The 15,261-nt window shown below is 65.0% G+C and carries 17 protein-coding genes; 6 read left to right on the top strand and 11 right to left on the bottom strand.

Translation table 11 applies throughout. From position 1 onward, the window contains the following. Positions 1 to 7: 7 nt before the first annotated feature. From ACWEOI_RS16490 to ACWEOI_RS16480, 3 genes are all read right to left on the bottom strand, one after another. Complete coding sequence (locus ACWEOI_RS16490; RefSeq protein WP_357095524.1) at positions 8 to 262, bottom strand: three-helix bundle dimerization domain-containing protein; 255 nt, start codon at positions 260 to 262, stop codon at positions 8 to 10. Between the two features lie 297 nt (positions 263 to 559). Then, on the bottom strand, positions 560 to 1,150 hold the full coding sequence (locus tag ACWEOI_RS16485; protein ID WP_433673405.1) for an Rv1733c family protein: 591 nt from the start codon (positions 1,148 to 1,150) through the stop codon (positions 560 to 562). A 48-nt stretch (positions 1,151 to 1,198) separates the two neighbouring features. Beyond that, positions 1,199 to 1,585 carry a hypothetical protein gene (locus tag ACWEOI_RS16480; protein WP_433666479.1) on the bottom strand — a complete coding sequence of 129 codons (387 nt, stop codon included), beginning with the start codon at positions 1,583 to 1,585 and terminating at the stop codon, positions 1,199 to 1,201. A gap of 420 nt (positions 1,586 to 2,005) precedes the next feature. Here ACWEOI_RS16480 and ACWEOI_RS16475 point away from each other — a divergent pair, with 420 nt between their 5' ends. From ACWEOI_RS16475 to ACWEOI_RS16465, 3 genes are all read left to right on the top strand, one after another. Further along, a complete protein-coding gene (locus ACWEOI_RS16475; protein WP_433666478.1) occupies positions 2,006 to 3,229 on the top strand; it encodes an oxygenase MpaB family protein in 1,224 nt (407 codons plus the stop codon). A 125-nt stretch (positions 3,230 to 3,354) separates the two neighbouring features. Then, a complete protein-coding gene (locus tag ACWEOI_RS16470) occupies positions 3,355 to 4,050 on the top strand; it encodes a TetR/AcrR family transcriptional regulator (RefSeq protein ID WP_452360109.1) in 696 nt (231 codons plus the stop codon). Positions 4,051 to 4,079: 29 nt separating this feature from the next. Continuing rightward, complete coding sequence (locus ACWEOI_RS16465) at positions 4,080 to 5,003, top strand: LysR substrate-binding domain-containing protein (protein ID WP_433666476.1); 924 nt, start codon at positions 4,080 to 4,082, stop codon at positions 5,001 to 5,003. Positions 5,004 to 5,009: 6 nt separating this feature from the next. Here ACWEOI_RS16465 and ACWEOI_RS16460 read toward each other — a convergent pair whose 3' ends face one another. Continuing rightward, on the bottom strand, positions 5,010 to 6,170 hold the full coding sequence (locus ACWEOI_RS16460; protein WP_452360108.1) for a hypothetical protein: 1,161 nt from the start codon (positions 6,168 to 6,170) through the stop codon (positions 5,010 to 5,012). 142 nt (positions 6,171 to 6,312) lie between these two features. Between ACWEOI_RS16460 and ACWEOI_RS16455 the strand changes: the two genes are divergently transcribed. Further along, positions 6,313 to 6,777 carry a hypothetical protein gene (locus ACWEOI_RS16455; RefSeq protein WP_452360107.1) on the top strand — a complete coding sequence of 155 codons (465 nt, stop codon included), beginning with the start codon at positions 6,313 to 6,315 and terminating at the stop codon, positions 6,775 to 6,777. A gap of 23 nt (positions 6,778 to 6,800) precedes the next feature. Here ACWEOI_RS16455 and ACWEOI_RS16450 read toward each other — a convergent pair whose 3' ends face one another. From ACWEOI_RS16450 to ACWEOI_RS16430, 5 genes are all read right to left on the bottom strand, one after another. Further along, positions 6,801 to 8,060, bottom strand: a complete 1,260-nt coding sequence (locus ACWEOI_RS16450; RefSeq protein WP_433666473.1) for a lipase family protein — start codon at positions 8,058 to 8,060, stop codon at positions 6,801 to 6,803. Positions 8,061 to 8,163: 103 nt separating this feature from the next. Continuing rightward, the gene (locus ACWEOI_RS16445; RefSeq protein WP_433666472.1) at positions 8,164 to 8,556 is read right to left on the bottom strand and encodes a nitroreductase/quinone reductase family protein; all 393 of its coding nucleotides are present in this window, start codon (positions 8,554 to 8,556) and stop codon (positions 8,164 to 8,166) included. Between the two features lie 66 nt (positions 8,557 to 8,622). Beyond that, entirely contained in the window at positions 8,623 to 9,939 is a 1,317-nt protein-coding gene (locus ACWEOI_RS16440) for a GH25 family lysozyme (RefSeq protein ID WP_452360106.1), read from the bottom strand. A 238-nt stretch (positions 9,940 to 10,177) separates the two neighbouring features. After that, positions 10,178 to 10,675: an AAA family ATPase gene (locus ACWEOI_RS16435; protein WP_452360105.1), complete on the bottom strand. Its 498-nt coding sequence runs from the start codon at positions 10,673 to 10,675 to the stop codon at positions 10,178 to 10,180. After that, complete coding sequence (locus ACWEOI_RS16430; protein ID WP_452360104.1) at positions 10,675 to 11,247, bottom strand: NUDIX domain-containing protein; 573 nt, start codon at positions 11,245 to 11,247, stop codon at positions 10,675 to 10,677. Before ACWEOI_RS16430 ends, ACWEOI_RS16435 begins: the two co-directional genes overlap by 1 nt. A gap of 279 nt (positions 11,248 to 11,526) precedes the next feature. Here ACWEOI_RS16430 and ACWEOI_RS16425 point away from each other — a divergent pair, with 279 nt between their 5' ends. Then, the gene (locus ACWEOI_RS16425; RefSeq protein WP_452360103.1) at positions 11,527 to 12,168 is read left to right on the top strand and encodes a hypothetical protein; all 642 of its coding nucleotides are present in this window, start codon (positions 11,527 to 11,529) and stop codon (positions 12,166 to 12,168) included. A 222-nt stretch (positions 12,169 to 12,390) separates the two neighbouring features. Here the strand turns inward: ACWEOI_RS16425 and ACWEOI_RS16420 are convergent, their stop codons facing one another. Together ACWEOI_RS16420 and ACWEOI_RS16415 are read right to left on the bottom strand one after the other, a co-directional pair. Next, positions 12,391 to 13,062 (bottom strand): hypothetical protein, encoded by a 672-nt coding sequence (locus tag ACWEOI_RS16420; protein WP_452360102.1) that lies wholly within the window; start codon positions 13,060 to 13,062, stop codon positions 12,391 to 12,393. A gap of 250 nt (positions 13,063 to 13,312) precedes the next feature. Next, positions 13,313 to 14,443 carry a Fic family protein gene (locus ACWEOI_RS16415; RefSeq protein WP_452360101.1) on the bottom strand — a complete coding sequence of 377 codons (1,131 nt, stop codon included), beginning with the start codon at positions 14,441 to 14,443 and terminating at the stop codon, positions 13,313 to 13,315. A 400-nt stretch (positions 14,444 to 14,843) separates the two neighbouring features. Between ACWEOI_RS16415 and ACWEOI_RS16410 the strand changes: the two genes are divergently transcribed. Then, positions 14,844 to 15,209: a helix-turn-helix domain-containing protein gene (locus ACWEOI_RS16410; protein ID WP_452360100.1), complete on the top strand. Its 366-nt coding sequence runs from the start codon at positions 14,844 to 14,846 to the stop codon at positions 15,207 to 15,209. The last annotated feature ends 52 nt before the right edge of the window (positions 15,210 to 15,261 follow it).

Raw genomic sequence — 15,261 nt, 5'->3', positions numbered from 1 at the left:
GAAGAGTCTAGGCCCTGGTGGGGGTCCGGAGCAGATCGTCGAGATCCATTGCGGCCGTGGCGTAGTCCATGCGTCGGTGCAGATGGCGTTCGGAGATCCGTTCCACCAGCAGGGGAATGAACTCACGGACACGGTGGCCCTCGAAATCGCGATGGACCCCGTGCACGACCTCCCCGATGAACCGCACCGTCAAATCGGGAAACCGAGCGGCCAACCGCGCGACGAGTTCACTGATCTGCTGCTCTTCGTCGGAATGCGTCATGCCTCCAGCCCTCCTGCATCGCGGTGTTCGATGCCGGCACCCGTACCGCCCTGCGGGTGACCAGCGAAGTGGACAACGGCCCGGAGCCCTGCGGCTCCGGACCGTGCCTCTCGATTGTTACGGCACTCAAACGAGCGTTTCTCCCGCAAATCACTATTTGGCACTGGTTGTCAGCGACTAGGCACAGTGAAAGGACCAAATGTAAGTACATCTGCAACAGTGACTTTCACGCACACTTCGAGCGGAATGTGGAATTTTCTCCGCAATGCCAGAAAAGGGCTGGTTAACGGCTGGTTCCTAGGACCGCTCGGGGTGGTTGGGACCGATGGTGGGCGAGATTTTCCGCCATTCGTCGGCCCACTCGGCACTGTGCCGCCGTGCCAGGAACCGGTCGGCGCACCAGGCGAGAAATGCCGCGCCGCAGGCGGCCCCGAGGACGATGAGGACGCCGGTGCTGACGCCCTGCGCCACGGCGTCGGAGTAGGAGCGGGGCGGGGTGGTGTCCTGCCCGGTGGCGTCGACCCAGTGCACGACCTTGTCGCCCCGCTCGGCGGTCCCCGGCACGTTGACGAGCGCGATATTGGTCTGGCCGTGGATAGTCCACTGCACCATGGCCTGCGGCGCACCGGGCGCCACGCTCTGGCCCGCGGCGCGGGGGAGCCGGATCGGATCGGAGACGACGGTCGCCGTGACCGAGGTCTTGGTCGCGTTGGCGGCGTGGATGCGGGCGGCGGCGGTATCGGCGGTTCTGAACCCGGCGATGATCGCGAGCGGGACGCACGCCGCGACCAGCAGCGCGGCGAGCATGCGCCACGCCGCCTGGAATCGATCGGACCGTCGCATCAGCCGGTTCCGGCTCCAGGGAGCCGTCCGGCAGATTCGCCGCACGAGCTTCCGCACGTTGGCGCGGTACCCCGTGGCGGCCGCCTCAAACGGTCAGAAGCTGCCCAGCGGGTCCTGGTTGTCGAAGATGTATTTGTCGCCGTTGTACCAGGTGACGATGACCGAGGAAGCCTCCTCGGGCTCCTGTCGGCAATAGGAGACCCCGGGGAAGGGGAGGGACGAGGATTCTCCGCATTGGTAGGCGTAATCGTCGGCGAGTTTCTGCGTCTCGAAGCGCTGGCCGAGGCCGCCATAGCTGCCGGGGACCCAAATCGAGCCGGGGCCGGTGAACACCCACAGAATGCTGCCGAACAGCCAGGCGTAGAAGAGATAGGTGGCGGCGACCGCGCCCGCGCAGAGCACGATGAACCGCCTGGTGCGGCGTCGGCGAGTTTTCTGTTCCCGGAACGGGTAGGAGCCTGAATCGGAACTGTGCATCATGTGGTCCTCCTCAGTCGGAGAGATGACATGTTCAGGCGTATTGATCAAATCTACCGTGATCTGGTTCGAGAGTCTCCAATGAATTCGAATCGGCTGCCCGCGAGAGTATTTCGAACGGCGGTCGTCCGGCATTGATTTGGACGACCGATCTATTCGAATTTCGCCGCCGGATCAGCCGGCCGCCCTAGTGGCGCCGAAAACCACTGAGCGGCAAGGCGACCGGTCCGCTGCTGCCCGCCGACCCCGTGTCGAGGTGGTTGAGCAGGTTCTGGATGACGACGTACGGGTTCATCGGCTGGTCCTTCTTTCGGAGATCCGCGGCAGGTGGTTGTGACTGCCGTCACGGTGTGGTCTCATCAAGATACACAGATACGCTAACTGTGTCTGTGTATCAGGCCCAATCGAAGAGGATTCACGGCTATGGATGCACACCGTCTGAGCAGGCGCGACGCATTGAGGACAGGAAGCGGCCTACTGGGAGTCGTCGGCGCCATGGCGCTGACGCCGCGCACAGTGCGCGCGGAACCCTGGAAGTGGTCGCCGGCCGATTCGGTGGTCGGCGTCGGCGGCGGGGCGGACCCGATGACCGTCTACGACCCCGACGCCGACTCCGTGCTGGCCGACATCATCGACCACGCCGACGTCCCGCAGATCAACCGGCTGCTGGCGACCTGGATCTACAACGATCAACCCCTGCCCGCCGGGCTGCCGAAGTCCTTGGCGGACTTCATGGAGGACGCGCGGCAGCTGCCGTCCTGGACCGATCAGGGCAAGCTGGCCAGCTCGTTCGAATTCACCAAGAAGCGGGGGACCTATCTGGGCGTGCTGTACGCGTTCGCCAGCGGCATGATGTCGACGGTCATCCCGCACGAGGCGCGGGCGGTGTACTACTCGCGCGGCGGGTCGCATCTCAAGGAGCGCATCGCCAAGACCGCGAAGTTCGGGTACGACATCGGCACGGTCAACGCCTACGGCGAGGGCGGCGAAATGGTCGTCACCTGCGTGAAGACCCGGATCATCCACGCGTCGGTGCGGCATCTGCTGCCGCAGTCGCCGCACTGGCCCTCGGATGTCACGCCGATCAGCCAGGAGGACATGATGGTCACCTGGCACAGTCTCGCTACCACCATCATGCGCACCCTGACCGCGTGGAAGCTGCCCATCCCGGCCGCGGAATCGACTGGCTACCTGCACAGTTGGCAGTTGGCCGCGCACCTGCTCGGTATCCGCGACGAGTACATCCCCTCGACCTGGGACCAGGCCAACGCGCAGGCCGCGCAGCAACTCGATCCGATCCTCGCCCCGACCGCCGAGGGCACCGATCTGGCGCATCAGCTGCTCAATCTGGGCGCGGATCTCGATCTGACGCTGCTCAGTCACGGCATTCTGGGCGCGTTCACCCGATTCATCATGGGGGACAAGGTCGCCGACTGGCTCGCCATCCCGCGGGAGCCGGTGTGGAGTCCGCTGCTGGAGGTGGCGTGGGGCCCGTACGTCGCGGTCCGGGAGGGCGTGTTGTCGGTGGCTCCGGTGGTCGACGCCCCCTACTGGATGTTCGACGAGTTCCTGCGGCAGTTCGTGCTCTGGTACATGGCCGAACTGCGGATGCCGTTGAGTATCGAAATCCCGCTCACCAACCGGTGATTCGCCTCTCCCGGCCCGGCGGCACACACTGACGGGGACGGCGAGCCGAGGCTCGCCGTCGCCCACGAACCTCCGGATTCAAGTTAACAGCTAACGTATCGCTGTATCGGCAACGATGTGGAGACGTGAAACGCGATCAGGAGGACGCCGTGGAACCCGCGCCGCGCGCGAAGGAGCTCCCGCCCGGCAAGTCTCTGATCGAACGCGCCTACCTGCAAGCCGTCGAACAGGTCGATGACACCGACAATATGCGCACCCGCATCCTCGACGCGGCCGACGAGCAGTTCCGCCGCTGGGGCGTGCAGCGGTCGACGATGGAGGACGTCGCGCGGACCGCGGGGGTTTCGCGGATCACCGTCTACCGGCGCTTCAGCACCAAGGAGGAACTGGTGGAACGGGTCATCCTGCGCGAATTCCGCCGGTACTTCGACACCTTCCTGGTGGATATCGCGGCGGCGGCCGACGTCGGGGAGCGGGTGGTCGTCGGGTTCGTGAGCTCGCTGCGCGCGCTGCGCGGCAATCCGCTGATCGGTGCCCTGATCACCGCCGAACCCGACTATTTCGTGGGTTCCCTGGTCGGCGACGGCGGCCGGGCGGTGGCGATGGTGCGTGAATTCGTCGCCCGGCAACTCCGGCAAGAGCAGCGGGCCGGCACCATTTCCGCGGACCTGCGGGTCGAGCTGGTCGCGGAACTGATGGTCCGAATCTGCGCGTCCTTCCTGGCGATCCCGAGTCAAGTCGTCGATCTCGACGACGACGAGCAACTCGCGATGATCGCCCGCCAATTCCTCCTTCCCATGCTCGACCCGCCGGGTCGGTAGCCCCGAACCGATCGATAGGGACGACCCGTATGGACCCGCGCGATATCGAACTGCGCGATATCGAGATCTTCTTGGCGCTGTCCGAGGAGCTGCATTTCGGCCGCACCGCCGAGCGCCTGTACCTGTCGCAGGCCCGCGTCAGTCAGGTGATCCGGAAACTCGAAAGCCGGATCGGCGGAAAGCTTTTCGACCGCTCCAGTCGCACCGTCTCGCTCACCCCGATCGGCCGCCGGCTGTTCGAAGACCTGCAGGTCAACTACCGCGACCTGTGCGCCAGCCTGGGCCGCGCCGAACGCTCGGCCCGCTACGGCGACGACGGCCTGCTGCGCATCGGCGTCACCAGTAGCAGCCTCGAGGAAATCCGCCCGCTGCTCGACATCTTCCAGGCTCGCCACCCGAATACGAGCGTGCACCTCGAACACGTGCATTTCGGCAACCCTTTCGGCGCCCTGCGGGCCGATGAGATCGACCTCCTGATCAGCTGGCTCCCCATCGAGGAACCCGACCTGATTGTCGGCCCGATGCTCTACGAGGAACCGTTCATGCTGCTCGTCGGCGCGAATCACCCCCTGGCGGAACGGGATTCGGCCACCTACGAGGACCTGGCCGACTACGGCGTCTTCGGCGCGGGCACCGATCCCGCCAACCAGCCCCCCGACTACTGGCAGAGTGCCATCACCCCCTTCAGCACCCCCTCCGGGCGCACCATCTCCCGCGTCGCCTACGTCGACAACTTCCAGGACATGATCCTCCAACTGGCCGCCGGCAAAGCCATCACTCCGGTCCACGCCCACGCCAGCCGCCACTACGCCCGCCCCGACGTCACCTATATCCCCATGCCCGATGCCCCGCCCGCCCGCTGGGCCCTGGTCTGGCGCCGAGGCGCGGATTCCGACCTCACCCGCAGCCTCGCCGCCATCGCCACCGACTTCGTGAAAGGCGAAGTGGCATAACGTAACTCAGCGGTGTCCGCCCGAGTGGTCGTGTGAGCAGGTGTCCGTGCGACTGCCGCCCGGGGTGGTGGCCGCCTGACCGGCGCCGTGGCCTTCCAAGGCCGCGAACGGCCCGCACTGGTTTGCGGTGATCCACACGTGAACCATCGGATTACCCGCGCCGGGGTTGATGGAGGCGGGCGGGCAATTGCCCTGGGCGTCGGTGACTCCGGCGACCTGGGGGCCACCGTCGCCGGCCTTCCAGCAGAGGTTGTCGTGAACGTGCCACTGCATCAATGCGCCGCCATAGTTCACCAGATCCGGGTCGTCGATCTTCTTGCCCTTCGCGATGTACATCGCCGACACCAGGGTCCGATTGTCGCCGTCGACCCGATAGACCAGCGACTCCGGATGTTTGGCATCGAGGAACAGGTCATCGCGGATATAGGCCGTATTGATGAAGTGCTCGTATCCGGTGACCGAGTCGCCGATGGATCGGTAGCCCAGCGCGCCGATGGAATGGACGTCGGCGAAGGCGGGCAGGTCGTCCAGCGTGCCGCGAATCAACGCGGTCGCCCGCTGCTCCTGCGCGGCGGTCACCCCCGGCACCCCGGACACATCGATCGGCTTCGCCGGATCCCACGGCCGTGGCCAAGCATTCCCGGTCCCGTGGTCGTGAGCGGTGTGATCGCCGTCCGCGTGGGAGTGATCCCCGGTGCCATGGCTGTGCACATGCCCGGCCCCGCCGAGCATCGCCGCGACAGCGAGAACACCCGACATCCCGGCTGCCGTCGCCGCCTGCGGCACCCCCAGTTTCGCCTCGGGCCGCACCAACGCGACCGCCGCCCCGGCAACCGCGACCACTCCCAGCGCCGCGCACGTGCTGTCCAGGAACTGCGGCGCCTCGGCCACATCGAGCCCATCCGGCCACGGCAACCCCGCGAACCGCGTGTAAGCCCAGACCGCCACCGCCACCACATTGACCCCGATCACCATGACCGGCACAGCCTTCCGAGCACTCACCATCGCCGCCAGCCCCACCGCACACTGCGCCGCCGCCAGCACGACCATCAATCGCGCCAACGTCGCATGCTCGGTATGCAACCCCGCCGCGAACAGATGCAACCCCCCGGCCCCCACCGCCGCCACCCCTCCGAGCAGCAGAAACCCATGACGTCCGCCGGTCATATCCCGATCTCCTCTCATCCCGCGTGCACACTACGGGGCAGAGACGGACCCTTGAACCCTCCGACTCGTGAGGAATCTCTGTGGAAACGCCCGTGAACCCAACCCGCCTGTTGTCGTTCTCCATCCTCGGTACGATGCGCCCATGCTCGCCGCCTGCGGGGGATTTCTCCTGGCCATTCTCTGGATGGACCTGATTTTCGACACCCAGCAATTCCGCCACCGCCACGACCCCGAACTACCCGAGCCCGTCCTGAATTCCATCGCCACCTACTACCACCGAGCCACCACGACCTCCCGCCCGATGCCCCACCTGATCGCCGCCGTAATGGCAATCCTCCTCGGCGGCCTCATAATCGAAACCATCCGCTGGCAAGACCCACTCTGGCTGGCCCCACTGGCGACCCTGCTAGCCGCAGCCGCCATCGCCCCGGCCATCCTCCGGACAGTCCCCAACGCCGTCCGCCTCGGCACCCGCACGGACTCCCTCCCCGAACAATCCCGCCTGGCCCGATCAATCCTCCGCGACCACCTCACCAGCGCAGCCTTCATGCTCGCCTTCGTGGTGTTGTGGAGCGCCCGAGGACCTCTGGCCGACCTGGTCCACTGAGCGCGCCACGATCGGCTACCCGATCACGAGGCGGCGGCGCAGCCTGGGGTGGGTGGGCCGGAGGCGAAGCGGTCGCCGAGGTAGCGGAGGGCGCCTACGGCTTCGACCATGGCGGCGCCACTGTGGCCGGGGATATTCGAGAAGTGTTGTGTGAGAGTCGATCCCATTGAGCAGTAGCGGTTGATGAGGGCGTGGACGCCGGGGGCGGGGATCATTTCGTCAGCGTTGCTGTGGTAGAGGTACAGCGGGACGTCCGGGGTGATGGAGCCCAGTTCCTGGCGTTGGGCGGCTGCCACGACCGTCGGGTGGGCGAAGAGGTCCGCTGCGAGGGAGTAGTCGCGGACGTGGGTTCCCGAGTAGGTCTGTAGGAGGCCGGTTCCGCAGCGTTTGCCTACGTCGGCGAGCATGCCGGTGCTGCGCTTGTTGAGCAGGCCCTCGATCTGGGCCTTCGGCTCGTTGCGAATCAAGGCCGCCGCGATCAGCAGGGCCAGGGCTGCTTTCGGGCCGCCGTCGGCCGCGCGGGCGATGGCGGGGATGTCGGCCGGGATGCCGCCGGCGGCGATGCCGGTCAGCGGCAGTTCCGGAGCGTAGGTGGCGTGTAGTTGCCCCGCCCACAGAGCCGCGTATGCGCCGCCGGAATAGCCCCAGATCCCGGTGGGGCTGTTGGCGAGTCCGGTGGACGGGAAGCGGCGTGCGGCGCGGATACCGTCGAGCAGGGCGTGGCCGGATATCACGCCGTCGAGGAACCTGGACTGCGGGCCCTCGTAGTCGGGGATCACCAGCGCATAGCCGAGTAGCAGCGGACCCACGAGAAACGGCATGTCCAAGGTGGTTTGGCTGTTGATGTTGATGGGGGCACGCAGGGTGGCCGACGGAGCGCAGGCGGTGGTGAGGGCGTCCTCGGCGCTGGCGAAGGCCACCAACGGCCGGGCACCGGGGCCCCGCCAGGGCGAGGTCGGTTCGATGACTGTGGCGATCGTGGTGATGGGCTTGTTCTCGGAATCCGTTGTCAAATATTGGATTTGCCACACCGTGATGGGCAGCGGCGTTGCCAACCCGAACAGCTTCACGCTGCGCCAGGCCAGGGGGTCCCCACTCTTGTGAGCACCGAGGTCGGCGGGTGTGCTGTAGAACGGATCGGCTTCGGGCACGGGCGCGGGGGCAGCCACCGCGGAGGAGATGGCGGTAGTGAACGCGAGAACGAGCGCGCCGAGGAACAGGGCGTGCCGGGCGGTCTTCTGCACAATGCCGCATGACGTGCGGCGCCTCATGGTCTTCCGCATCGCAAGCACAGTATCCGCTGTCTTGGCTGGTCAAGCGGTCCGGAGGCGGTGTGTCGCGCCTGGATTGTCCGGCGTGGGAGAGCCTCCCGGTCAGCCGCCGGAGTCAGTCCAAATCAATGCGAACGGTCATCAGATCAGTACCGACCACCCTGACCGCCGTGCTGTTCGCCTTCGGCAACGACCGCAGCCGAGCCACCGGATCGTCCTCCGGCATCAGGTGCGCGGTACCGGTGAACCACCGGCCGCGAATCCGCAGCCGAACCCGATTGTCGGCTTCGATGTTCCGGATGTACTGCGACCGCCGCCCGAACTCCGACACGAACCAGAACGCGCCGTCACTGCGCCGCCCGCCGATCGGCGTGATCCGCGGTTGCCCGCTGACCCGCCCTTTCGTCTCCAAGAGCGTCTGGATCGGCAATCGCCCCAGAATCGGATTCCCCACTCTCCGTTGGAATCCCGTCACCACAGCATGCTGGATCTCGCGCCGGTTGGCCATGCCCTGACGTTAGCACCGCCGAAGCGGCCTGCGGCGGTGGCCGCAGGCTGCTGTCCGCGATTCGAGCTACCGGACGGGCAGGTGAGCCCCGTCGGTATCCGGAACCAGGATCGGCGAGGTCGCCGGTTGACGCCGTCCGACCGGCCGGGTGAGTGCGACCGATACCGCCCGGGTGTCCGCCGCCGGCTGGGGTTCACGACCGCACTTACGGATGAGGTCGAAGAGGTCACCGTCGAATTTGTCGACGCAGCAGGTGTGCTGATTGCCGACCACCCCGTCGGAGGCGAATTGCAGGATGGTGGGCTTGCGTCCGGACATCACGTTCCAGCCCACGGCATGGTCGCCGACGCCCTGGTACTGCTCCTTGAACGGGCGGGGCGCGCCGGAGCCGTTGTAATTGCTGGCCCAGATGTCGTAATCACCGGTGAGCGAATTGCCGTACATCCAGAACGGCGTGTACCCGATGACGTACCCGGGGGCGCCCCGGTCGGCGAGCTTCTGTTCGGTGAGTTCCACCGCTTGCCGCACCTCGTCGGCGCTGGGCGGGCGCGGGGCATTCGTCGACTGCTCGGCGTCGACCTGCCAGATCCACGGCCTTTCCCTCCACCACGGTGTCTGCTCGTCGACACAGCTCACCCAGAAATCGACCTGCTCTTCGATGTCTCCCGGCCACAGGAAGTGGTAGCTGCCGAGCACCGGAATTCCGGCGTCGCGAGCCCGCTCCAGGACCGTCTGGTAGTGCTGGGATCGCCAGTCACTGCCTTCACTGGTCTTGTAGATGAAGAACGAGATCCCGTCGTTCTGGGCGGCGACCATATTCATCGGCCCGCGGCCGAAGTCGTAGTCGGAGGCGTCCCAACCCCAGACGGGTGCCGTGTTGGCGACGGTGGTGGTGACGGCCGTGGCGGGCGTCCCGGTGATCTCCGGATGGACCCGGTCCGGCGCGGACCCGCCGGCGAGTTGCTCCAGCTGCGTCATCAGAGCGGCCGAGGTCGCCCAGTGGGTGTGGTCGAAGTGGCCGATGGACGAGGGCGGGCCGTAGGGTCCGCCGCCGGGGAACTTCTGCTGATTCTTGACGTAGAACCCGTCATCGTCGGCGAACGGCGTCGAATGGATGAGCTCGACGGTGTAGTTCCAATACCTGTCGTACATCCACTTGGCGAAGTCCCGCATCTTGACGTCATCACGATCGCAGCCGATATCGATGGCCGCAGTCGGCGAGCCATCGTAGGACAACCCGTAATGGTGCGATTGCAGCCCGTGGTCCCCGTCCATCCCACTGGTGATCCGCAGCTCGTCGGCTCTCGGATAGGTCTCGAGAAACTTCACCATCCTCTTGCCCAGAGGACCGAGCACAACGCCCGGAAACTGTTGTATGGCCATGACTCTCTCCTCGGTACGGATGGTGTGAAAGACCGCGGAAATCAGGGCGATTTCCGCCGCTCACGGCCACCGATGTGCTGTGAGAATCAAAGAATTGCACCGGGATTCAGCACTGTAACGAGTGTTCTACTACGTGCCTTTCGCCTGATCCGGCCCGAAATCTCAGCCGACCGGCCAGCCGGCCCCCGCCGCCCCGAACCACGGCACGAGACACGCTGACGTCAGAGCAAGTAGTCCGCTACCTGCACCTAATGTCCTGTTCGATCCTGTCCACGATCGCGTCCAGCCCCCACGCGCCATCGATCCGGACTTCGTTGGCGAACGGGAGAGGCTGCCACCCGTGATACCACTCCGCCATCTGCTCAGCGGTGAACTCCCGGGCCTGAGCCCGCCCGGCATGCCGCAGCACCGTTTCGTCGAAGGAGAGATCGAACCCGTAGTGCAGCGCACGGGCCGCTGATCGACCAAGGCGCTCGAGCATCCCGCCGTATCGATCAGCGTCGAGGATCCCCTCCACGATCACCACCAACCCGCGTGCCAGCCCGAACGCGGCGACATGCTCAATGAGTTCGATATTGAGCGCCGCGGCCGTGTCACGCTCCCGGAGCATGTTCCGCCGCACGGTGTCCTGCGGCACCACCAAACACCGCGCCCGAGGAAACCGCTGCTGCACAGCGCGCGCAACTGTCGACTTCCCCGACCCGGAGTTGCCGCGAAGTACCACCAGCACACTCACTACAGACTCCGTGGCCGCAGAACGCTTTCGAGCTTGCGGATGAAGCGCGGAAGATGCGGGTCGGTCGCCGGAAGCCGGCTGGGCGTGAGGTCCCACCACCGAGCGCCATCGAACTCACTTGGATCGAGCGGATATCCGCGATCACGATCCCCACGGATCACGAACCAGAGCGATACATCGACATGCCCGGCCGTCAGACCAACCGTGGTCGTCCGAGTAAGAAACAGCGGGCACTCACCAACCACATCGAACACAGGCTCGATACCGAGCTCCTCGCCCGCCTCGCGGCGCGCGGCCTCCAGCGGATGCTCCTGCGGTTCAACATGTCCGCCCATCGGCAGATGCAGCCCCGCCATACGGTGCAGTCCGAGGTAAACCCCGCGCTTGTCCGGATCGACAAGGACGACGTAGGCGACCAGATGAGGCGAGGGCGTCGCAGGTTTGGCACGCCGAAAGATGTCGTCAGTCGACGCCAACCACTCCAAAGTCGTTGCGATATGCCGCCGTTCGAGATCATCGAACGGCGAGAGGTTCCCAACGATGTTCGTGACCACGGCGGTCGCGGGCTGCATACCGGGGGACCATACACCGACGGTCCGACAGGCTCATGCCAGTTCGCATCTAGCTCGAAGTCGGCTCCATGGCGGAGACCTTGGCCTCAGGGATCCGCCTCGTGGCCAAACGCGATTCCGCCCGCTGTCTGGCGGTTCAGGGCAGGCCACGGATCTCATTTGATGATGGGTGCCGTTGGAAACTGGCTTCTGCCAGAGGAGTTCAAACTTGCAGCTGTTGCGCTGTAGATGCAGCGCATACCTTCACCGCAGCCGGCCTGAGGATCGATAATCGATGGGGTGAGTGCCGAGACAACAGCCTTGGTTGTCGCGCTGGCGGGCGTCCTCGGAACGCTCAGCGCGACAGTCATTACCCAGCGCGCGGCCTTCAGGGTGAAGCAACTGGAGAGCTCCGACCGGCAGCGCGAGCGATCCGAAGATCGAGTCGAAACTGCACGACAGCACGCCTTGCAGCAGAAGCGGGAAGCCTTTGCCGAGCTCAACACCGCTGCTCGAAGACTGCGGGCCTTGGCGCACGAAACGTTGCTGGCAAGGAAGCAAGGCACGGACTGCGACCTCCCCAAGTTGATCGAGTTGCGGGCCTCCTACCGCGACGCGCTCGGCCAAGCTCAGATGCTTCTGTCGGACCGTGGACTCACCATGGCCGACGAAGTCAATGATGCGCTGGCACTGATTACCGGCGTGGCCGGGGGAGACTTGCGAAAGCTGTTTCCAACTGCGGAGTCGTTCAACGAGTTTCGCGCGTGGACAGATGCTCCGCTCGTCGACTCTCTGAGGCTGCTCCGGCGAGCCCTTCGCGAGGATCTGGGTGTCGTGCGGGAATCGCAAGATCTACTTGCCGAGCGCGAACGGTTAGCCGCCAAACGCCGCGTGATCGAGGAAGCGCTTCGGCCTCGTTGGCTCGACGCATGGCGGGACTAAGGAGCCGATCCAGCGGTCGCCTGACGGGGGTAAGTCCCAAGCACTCGAGGATCCCGCCAAGCGCAACGCTGGATCACGGGATCGAGAACGCCGCGGCGCGAGGCGTTGAAACGCGCGAGTCGGGTAGAAGCACGATCAATTCCTCAGCGGTCGTGGTCTGGTTCGTTCAGCGAGATGATTATGAGCCCAGAGTATTCGGGCGGCGCAGAGAGCTGGGATCGCTCACCGCTTCTTCCGGCAGTACCAGGTGTAGGCATTGCCGGTCTCGCGGAGTCCGGACACGGCGTTCGAGCCGTACTGGTGGCGACACTGGTCGTCGGCGTCGATCCCTCCGGCACTGGTTCTGCCGTGCACGCATTCCCAGGTGAACGCGTTATGTTCGTCGCGCACATGTGCTGTGGCGCCGTTGAATTTGCGGGTGCAGTAGTCGTTCAGGTTCAAGCCGCCCAGGCTCGCATCGTTGCTCGGCGACTTCGCGTTCAGGCCGAGGTCTATCAGCGCCTCGGCTGTGTTCTCGACACATCCGGCGGCGAAGATGATCGCGCCGGCACCGTACTTCATCCACCCCGGCGGGACCGCCTCGACGAGTTCGGCCTCCTTGACCAGCTCCAAACTCCCGTGCACGGAACAGCCGACGATGAGGTCGACGACCGGCTGCGGGAACGGCTGAGGTTCCTGCCCCGGGCCGATCCATTGCGGAATCCCCCAGACATCGCACCCATCACCCTTGGGGCCGCCCTTGGGGACCATCGATTTCACCACGCAACTGCTGTGCAGGTAGGCGGCTTTCGTAGGTGATGCGTGCGCGGGGACGCCGGTGAGTCCCAGCGCGGTGAACACCAAGACGAACGTCGCCAATGCGGCGCGCAGCGCGTGTCGTGTCGGACCTGTCATCGATAAGCCCCGTTCTCGATACTCCCGAATATCCAGGGCCACCCGACTCCCCGGACCGCGACTGTGGTCACTCTGCTGAGGGTAGCGGGGCTTTTGCTATCCCGATGGGGCCGAAAGTCACTGAGCCGGAACATATTTCGTTAACTCGGCGAATGGCAAACGGGGCGGTCGGAGGCATTTGGGGATAGGTTGAACTCCGGCTCCCAATGACTTTCCGTGCCGCGTCCGCGTCGATTCAACGCAAGACTAGCTAGTAGGGGTTTTCGAGGGTGGTTGGTGTGCCTGCGACTTCCAACGCTGGGGCTGGATAGGCCGGTCCGGCGGTGTAGAAGCGGGCTCGGGTCTTGCCGACAGGTTCGAGCACGCGAAGTGCGACGAGGTCGCGTAGGTCGCGCTGCGCTTGTTGCAGGCTCAGACCTTCGGATTGTTCGTAGCGGGTTCTACGGACTCTTCCGGACATCGCGACGTCATGCAGTGCGCTGATGACGCGCTCGTCCAATCGGATGCCCGCGACGTACTCCTCGAGCATTGCCCACACGGTTCCGGATCGGACCCAGCGGGCGTGCACGGTTTGGGCCTGTTGGTGGTAGGCGGTCAGGCTGAATCGAATCCACTCGGACACATCCTGATCCGGGCGGTAGGTGCTGCCGCGGCGGCCGAGGACCTGGTAGTACTCCCACGTGTTACCCGGCCTGCCGAGCCAGGCTTCGATGGACGAGAACTCCGGTGCGAGAACACCTTCCCTCGCGATCATCAGCGTTTGGAGCGATCGGGACATGCGTCCGTTGCCGTCGGCCCAGGGGTGGATGGACACGAGGTGCAGGTGTGCCATCGCCGCGCGGACGAGTGGATGTGTGCCGTCGTCGGTGTTGAGCCAATCGACAAGTTCTTCGGTCAATGCCGGCACGTGTTCGGCGTCGGGGGCGGTGTAGGCGGCGATGCTCGGGTCGCGGGCATCGGTGACGTACACGGGGCCTGGACGCCATTGCCCGGCTGGACGACGTTCGGTGTGCCGGTGACCCTGCAGCATCCAGTGCAGTGCGTTGAGGAACCCTTTGCTGTAGGCGAAATCGTCTGTGTTGTGCAGGGTCTGGATGTAGGTCATCATCTGCTCGTAGGCCAGTGTCTCGGCCTTGTCCCCCTCGGAAACCTCGACGTCTCGTTCGCCGGCGATGAGGTCTTCCACGTCGATGGTGGAGACTTTGAACCCTTCGATGGAGTTCGACGCGGCAATTGAGTCCGCAGTGAGGAACCTACGGAGCCCACCTGCCCATTTACCGGGCTTGGCCTGCAACTCATGACGTAGTTGCTCGCGCATCCGGTCCACCTCGGCCAGGACGTGGGTATCGGCGGCGGTTAGTGCTGGCGTGGGGAACAGCATGACACAACAATAGGGTGACGTAGTCATTGCGTCAAGCAGATCTGGGGTAATGCATTGCTGCGGGGGGACGGTTCATTGGCTCGCTGGCTGTTTGTGGACCAATCACGGACCGGGATTGGTCCACGATTGGTCCACAAGTTCGCGCATGTCAATGAGGAGGCCTTGGAAGCTCCAGGGGCGCAATGTGGTTCATTGCTAGGCCCACTTGACTGCGGTCAAGCGTTCTTGGAGCGGAGAAACCCCTGTTCGGGGCGATTTGAATCTGTCCGGAATCGGGTACTCGAGAGAAGCTGATGGCTAAAAACAGGCCAGAGCCGGTTCGAAAACCGGCTCTGACCTGCATTCTGTCGGGGTTAGCGGACGGTATTTGAAACAGTGGGAACCGGATTGGCTGAGCAAGGTGATCGCGAAGATCGAGGCTGCACCGGCCCGCCGGCATGGGAAGACGGATCGCAGCGCGGTTCGACCACGGCGACTGGATCGTCGGTTGTCGCCTACCGTCATCGCCGAGGTGCTTGACGCCTACCGGTGCGGCACTTCCACGAACAGGCTGTGCGAGCAGTACAGCTTGTCCAAGGGCGGGCTGCTGTCGATCCTGCGGGAGCACGGGGTGCAGATGCGGAACCAGCCGATGACGGAGGAGGAGATCGACTGGGCCGTAAGGCTTTACGGTCAGGGGCAGTCGCTGAATGCTGTGGCGCGGGAGATCGGCAAGGCAAAGGGAAGCGTTTGGAAGGCCCTCAAAGGGCGGTCGGTTATTGCCTAGATATCTCAACAGGCGAAAGATGATCAGCAGTAACAATTCTCGGCCCTTGTCC

It is taken from the genome of Nocardia sp. NPDC004340, from assembly GCF_053602575.1.
The sequence above is the reverse complement of the archived record's forward strand: the minus strand, read 5'-3'. Positions and strand labels throughout refer to the sequence as shown.

Excerpts from the sequence above, each read along its gene's own strand:
- ACWEOI_RS16490 (WP_357095524.1), bottom strand. The coding sequence starts at position 262 with ATGACGCATTCCGACGAAGAGCAGCAGATCAGTGAACTCGTCGCGCGG.
- ACWEOI_RS16480 (WP_433666479.1), bottom strand. The coding sequence starts at position 1,585 with ATGATGCACAGTTCCGATTCAGGCTCCTACCCGTTCCGGGAACAGAAA.
- ACWEOI_RS16475 (WP_433666478.1), top strand. The coding sequence starts at position 2,006 with ATGGATGCACACCGTCTGAGCAGGCGCGACGCATTGAGGACAGGAAGC.
- ACWEOI_RS16465 (WP_433666476.1), top strand. The coding sequence starts at position 4,080 with ATGGACCCGCGCGATATCGAACTGCGCGATATCGAGATCTTCTTGGCG.
- ACWEOI_RS16460 (WP_452360108.1), bottom strand. The coding sequence starts at position 6,170 with ATGACCGGCGGACGTCATGGGTTTCTGCTGCTCGGAGGGGTGGCGGCG.
- ACWEOI_RS16455 (WP_452360107.1), top strand. The coding sequence starts at position 6,313 with ATGCTCGCCGCCTGCGGGGGATTTCTCCTGGCCATTCTCTGGATGGAC.
- ACWEOI_RS16450 (WP_433666473.1), bottom strand. The coding sequence starts at position 8,060 with ATGCGGAAGACCATGAGGCGCCGCACGTCATGCGGCATTGTGCAGAAG.
- ACWEOI_RS16445 (WP_433666472.1), bottom strand. The coding sequence starts at position 8,556 with ATGGCCAACCGGCGCGAGATCCAGCATGCTGTGGTGACGGGATTCCAA.
- ACWEOI_RS16440 (WP_452360106.1), bottom strand. The coding sequence starts at position 9,939 with ATGGCCATACAACAGTTTCCGGGCGTTGTGCTCGGTCCTCTGGGCAAG.
- ACWEOI_RS16430 (WP_452360104.1), bottom strand. The coding sequence starts at position 11,247 with ATGCAGCCCGCGACCGCCGTGGTCACGAACATCGTTGGGAACCTCTCG.
- ACWEOI_RS16420 (WP_452360102.1), bottom strand. The coding sequence starts at position 13,062 with ATGACAGGTCCGACACGACACGCGCTGCGCGCCGCATTGGCGACGTTC.
- ACWEOI_RS16415 (WP_452360101.1), bottom strand. The coding sequence starts at position 14,443 with ATGCTGTTCCCCACGCCAGCACTAACCGCCGCCGATACCCACGTCCTG.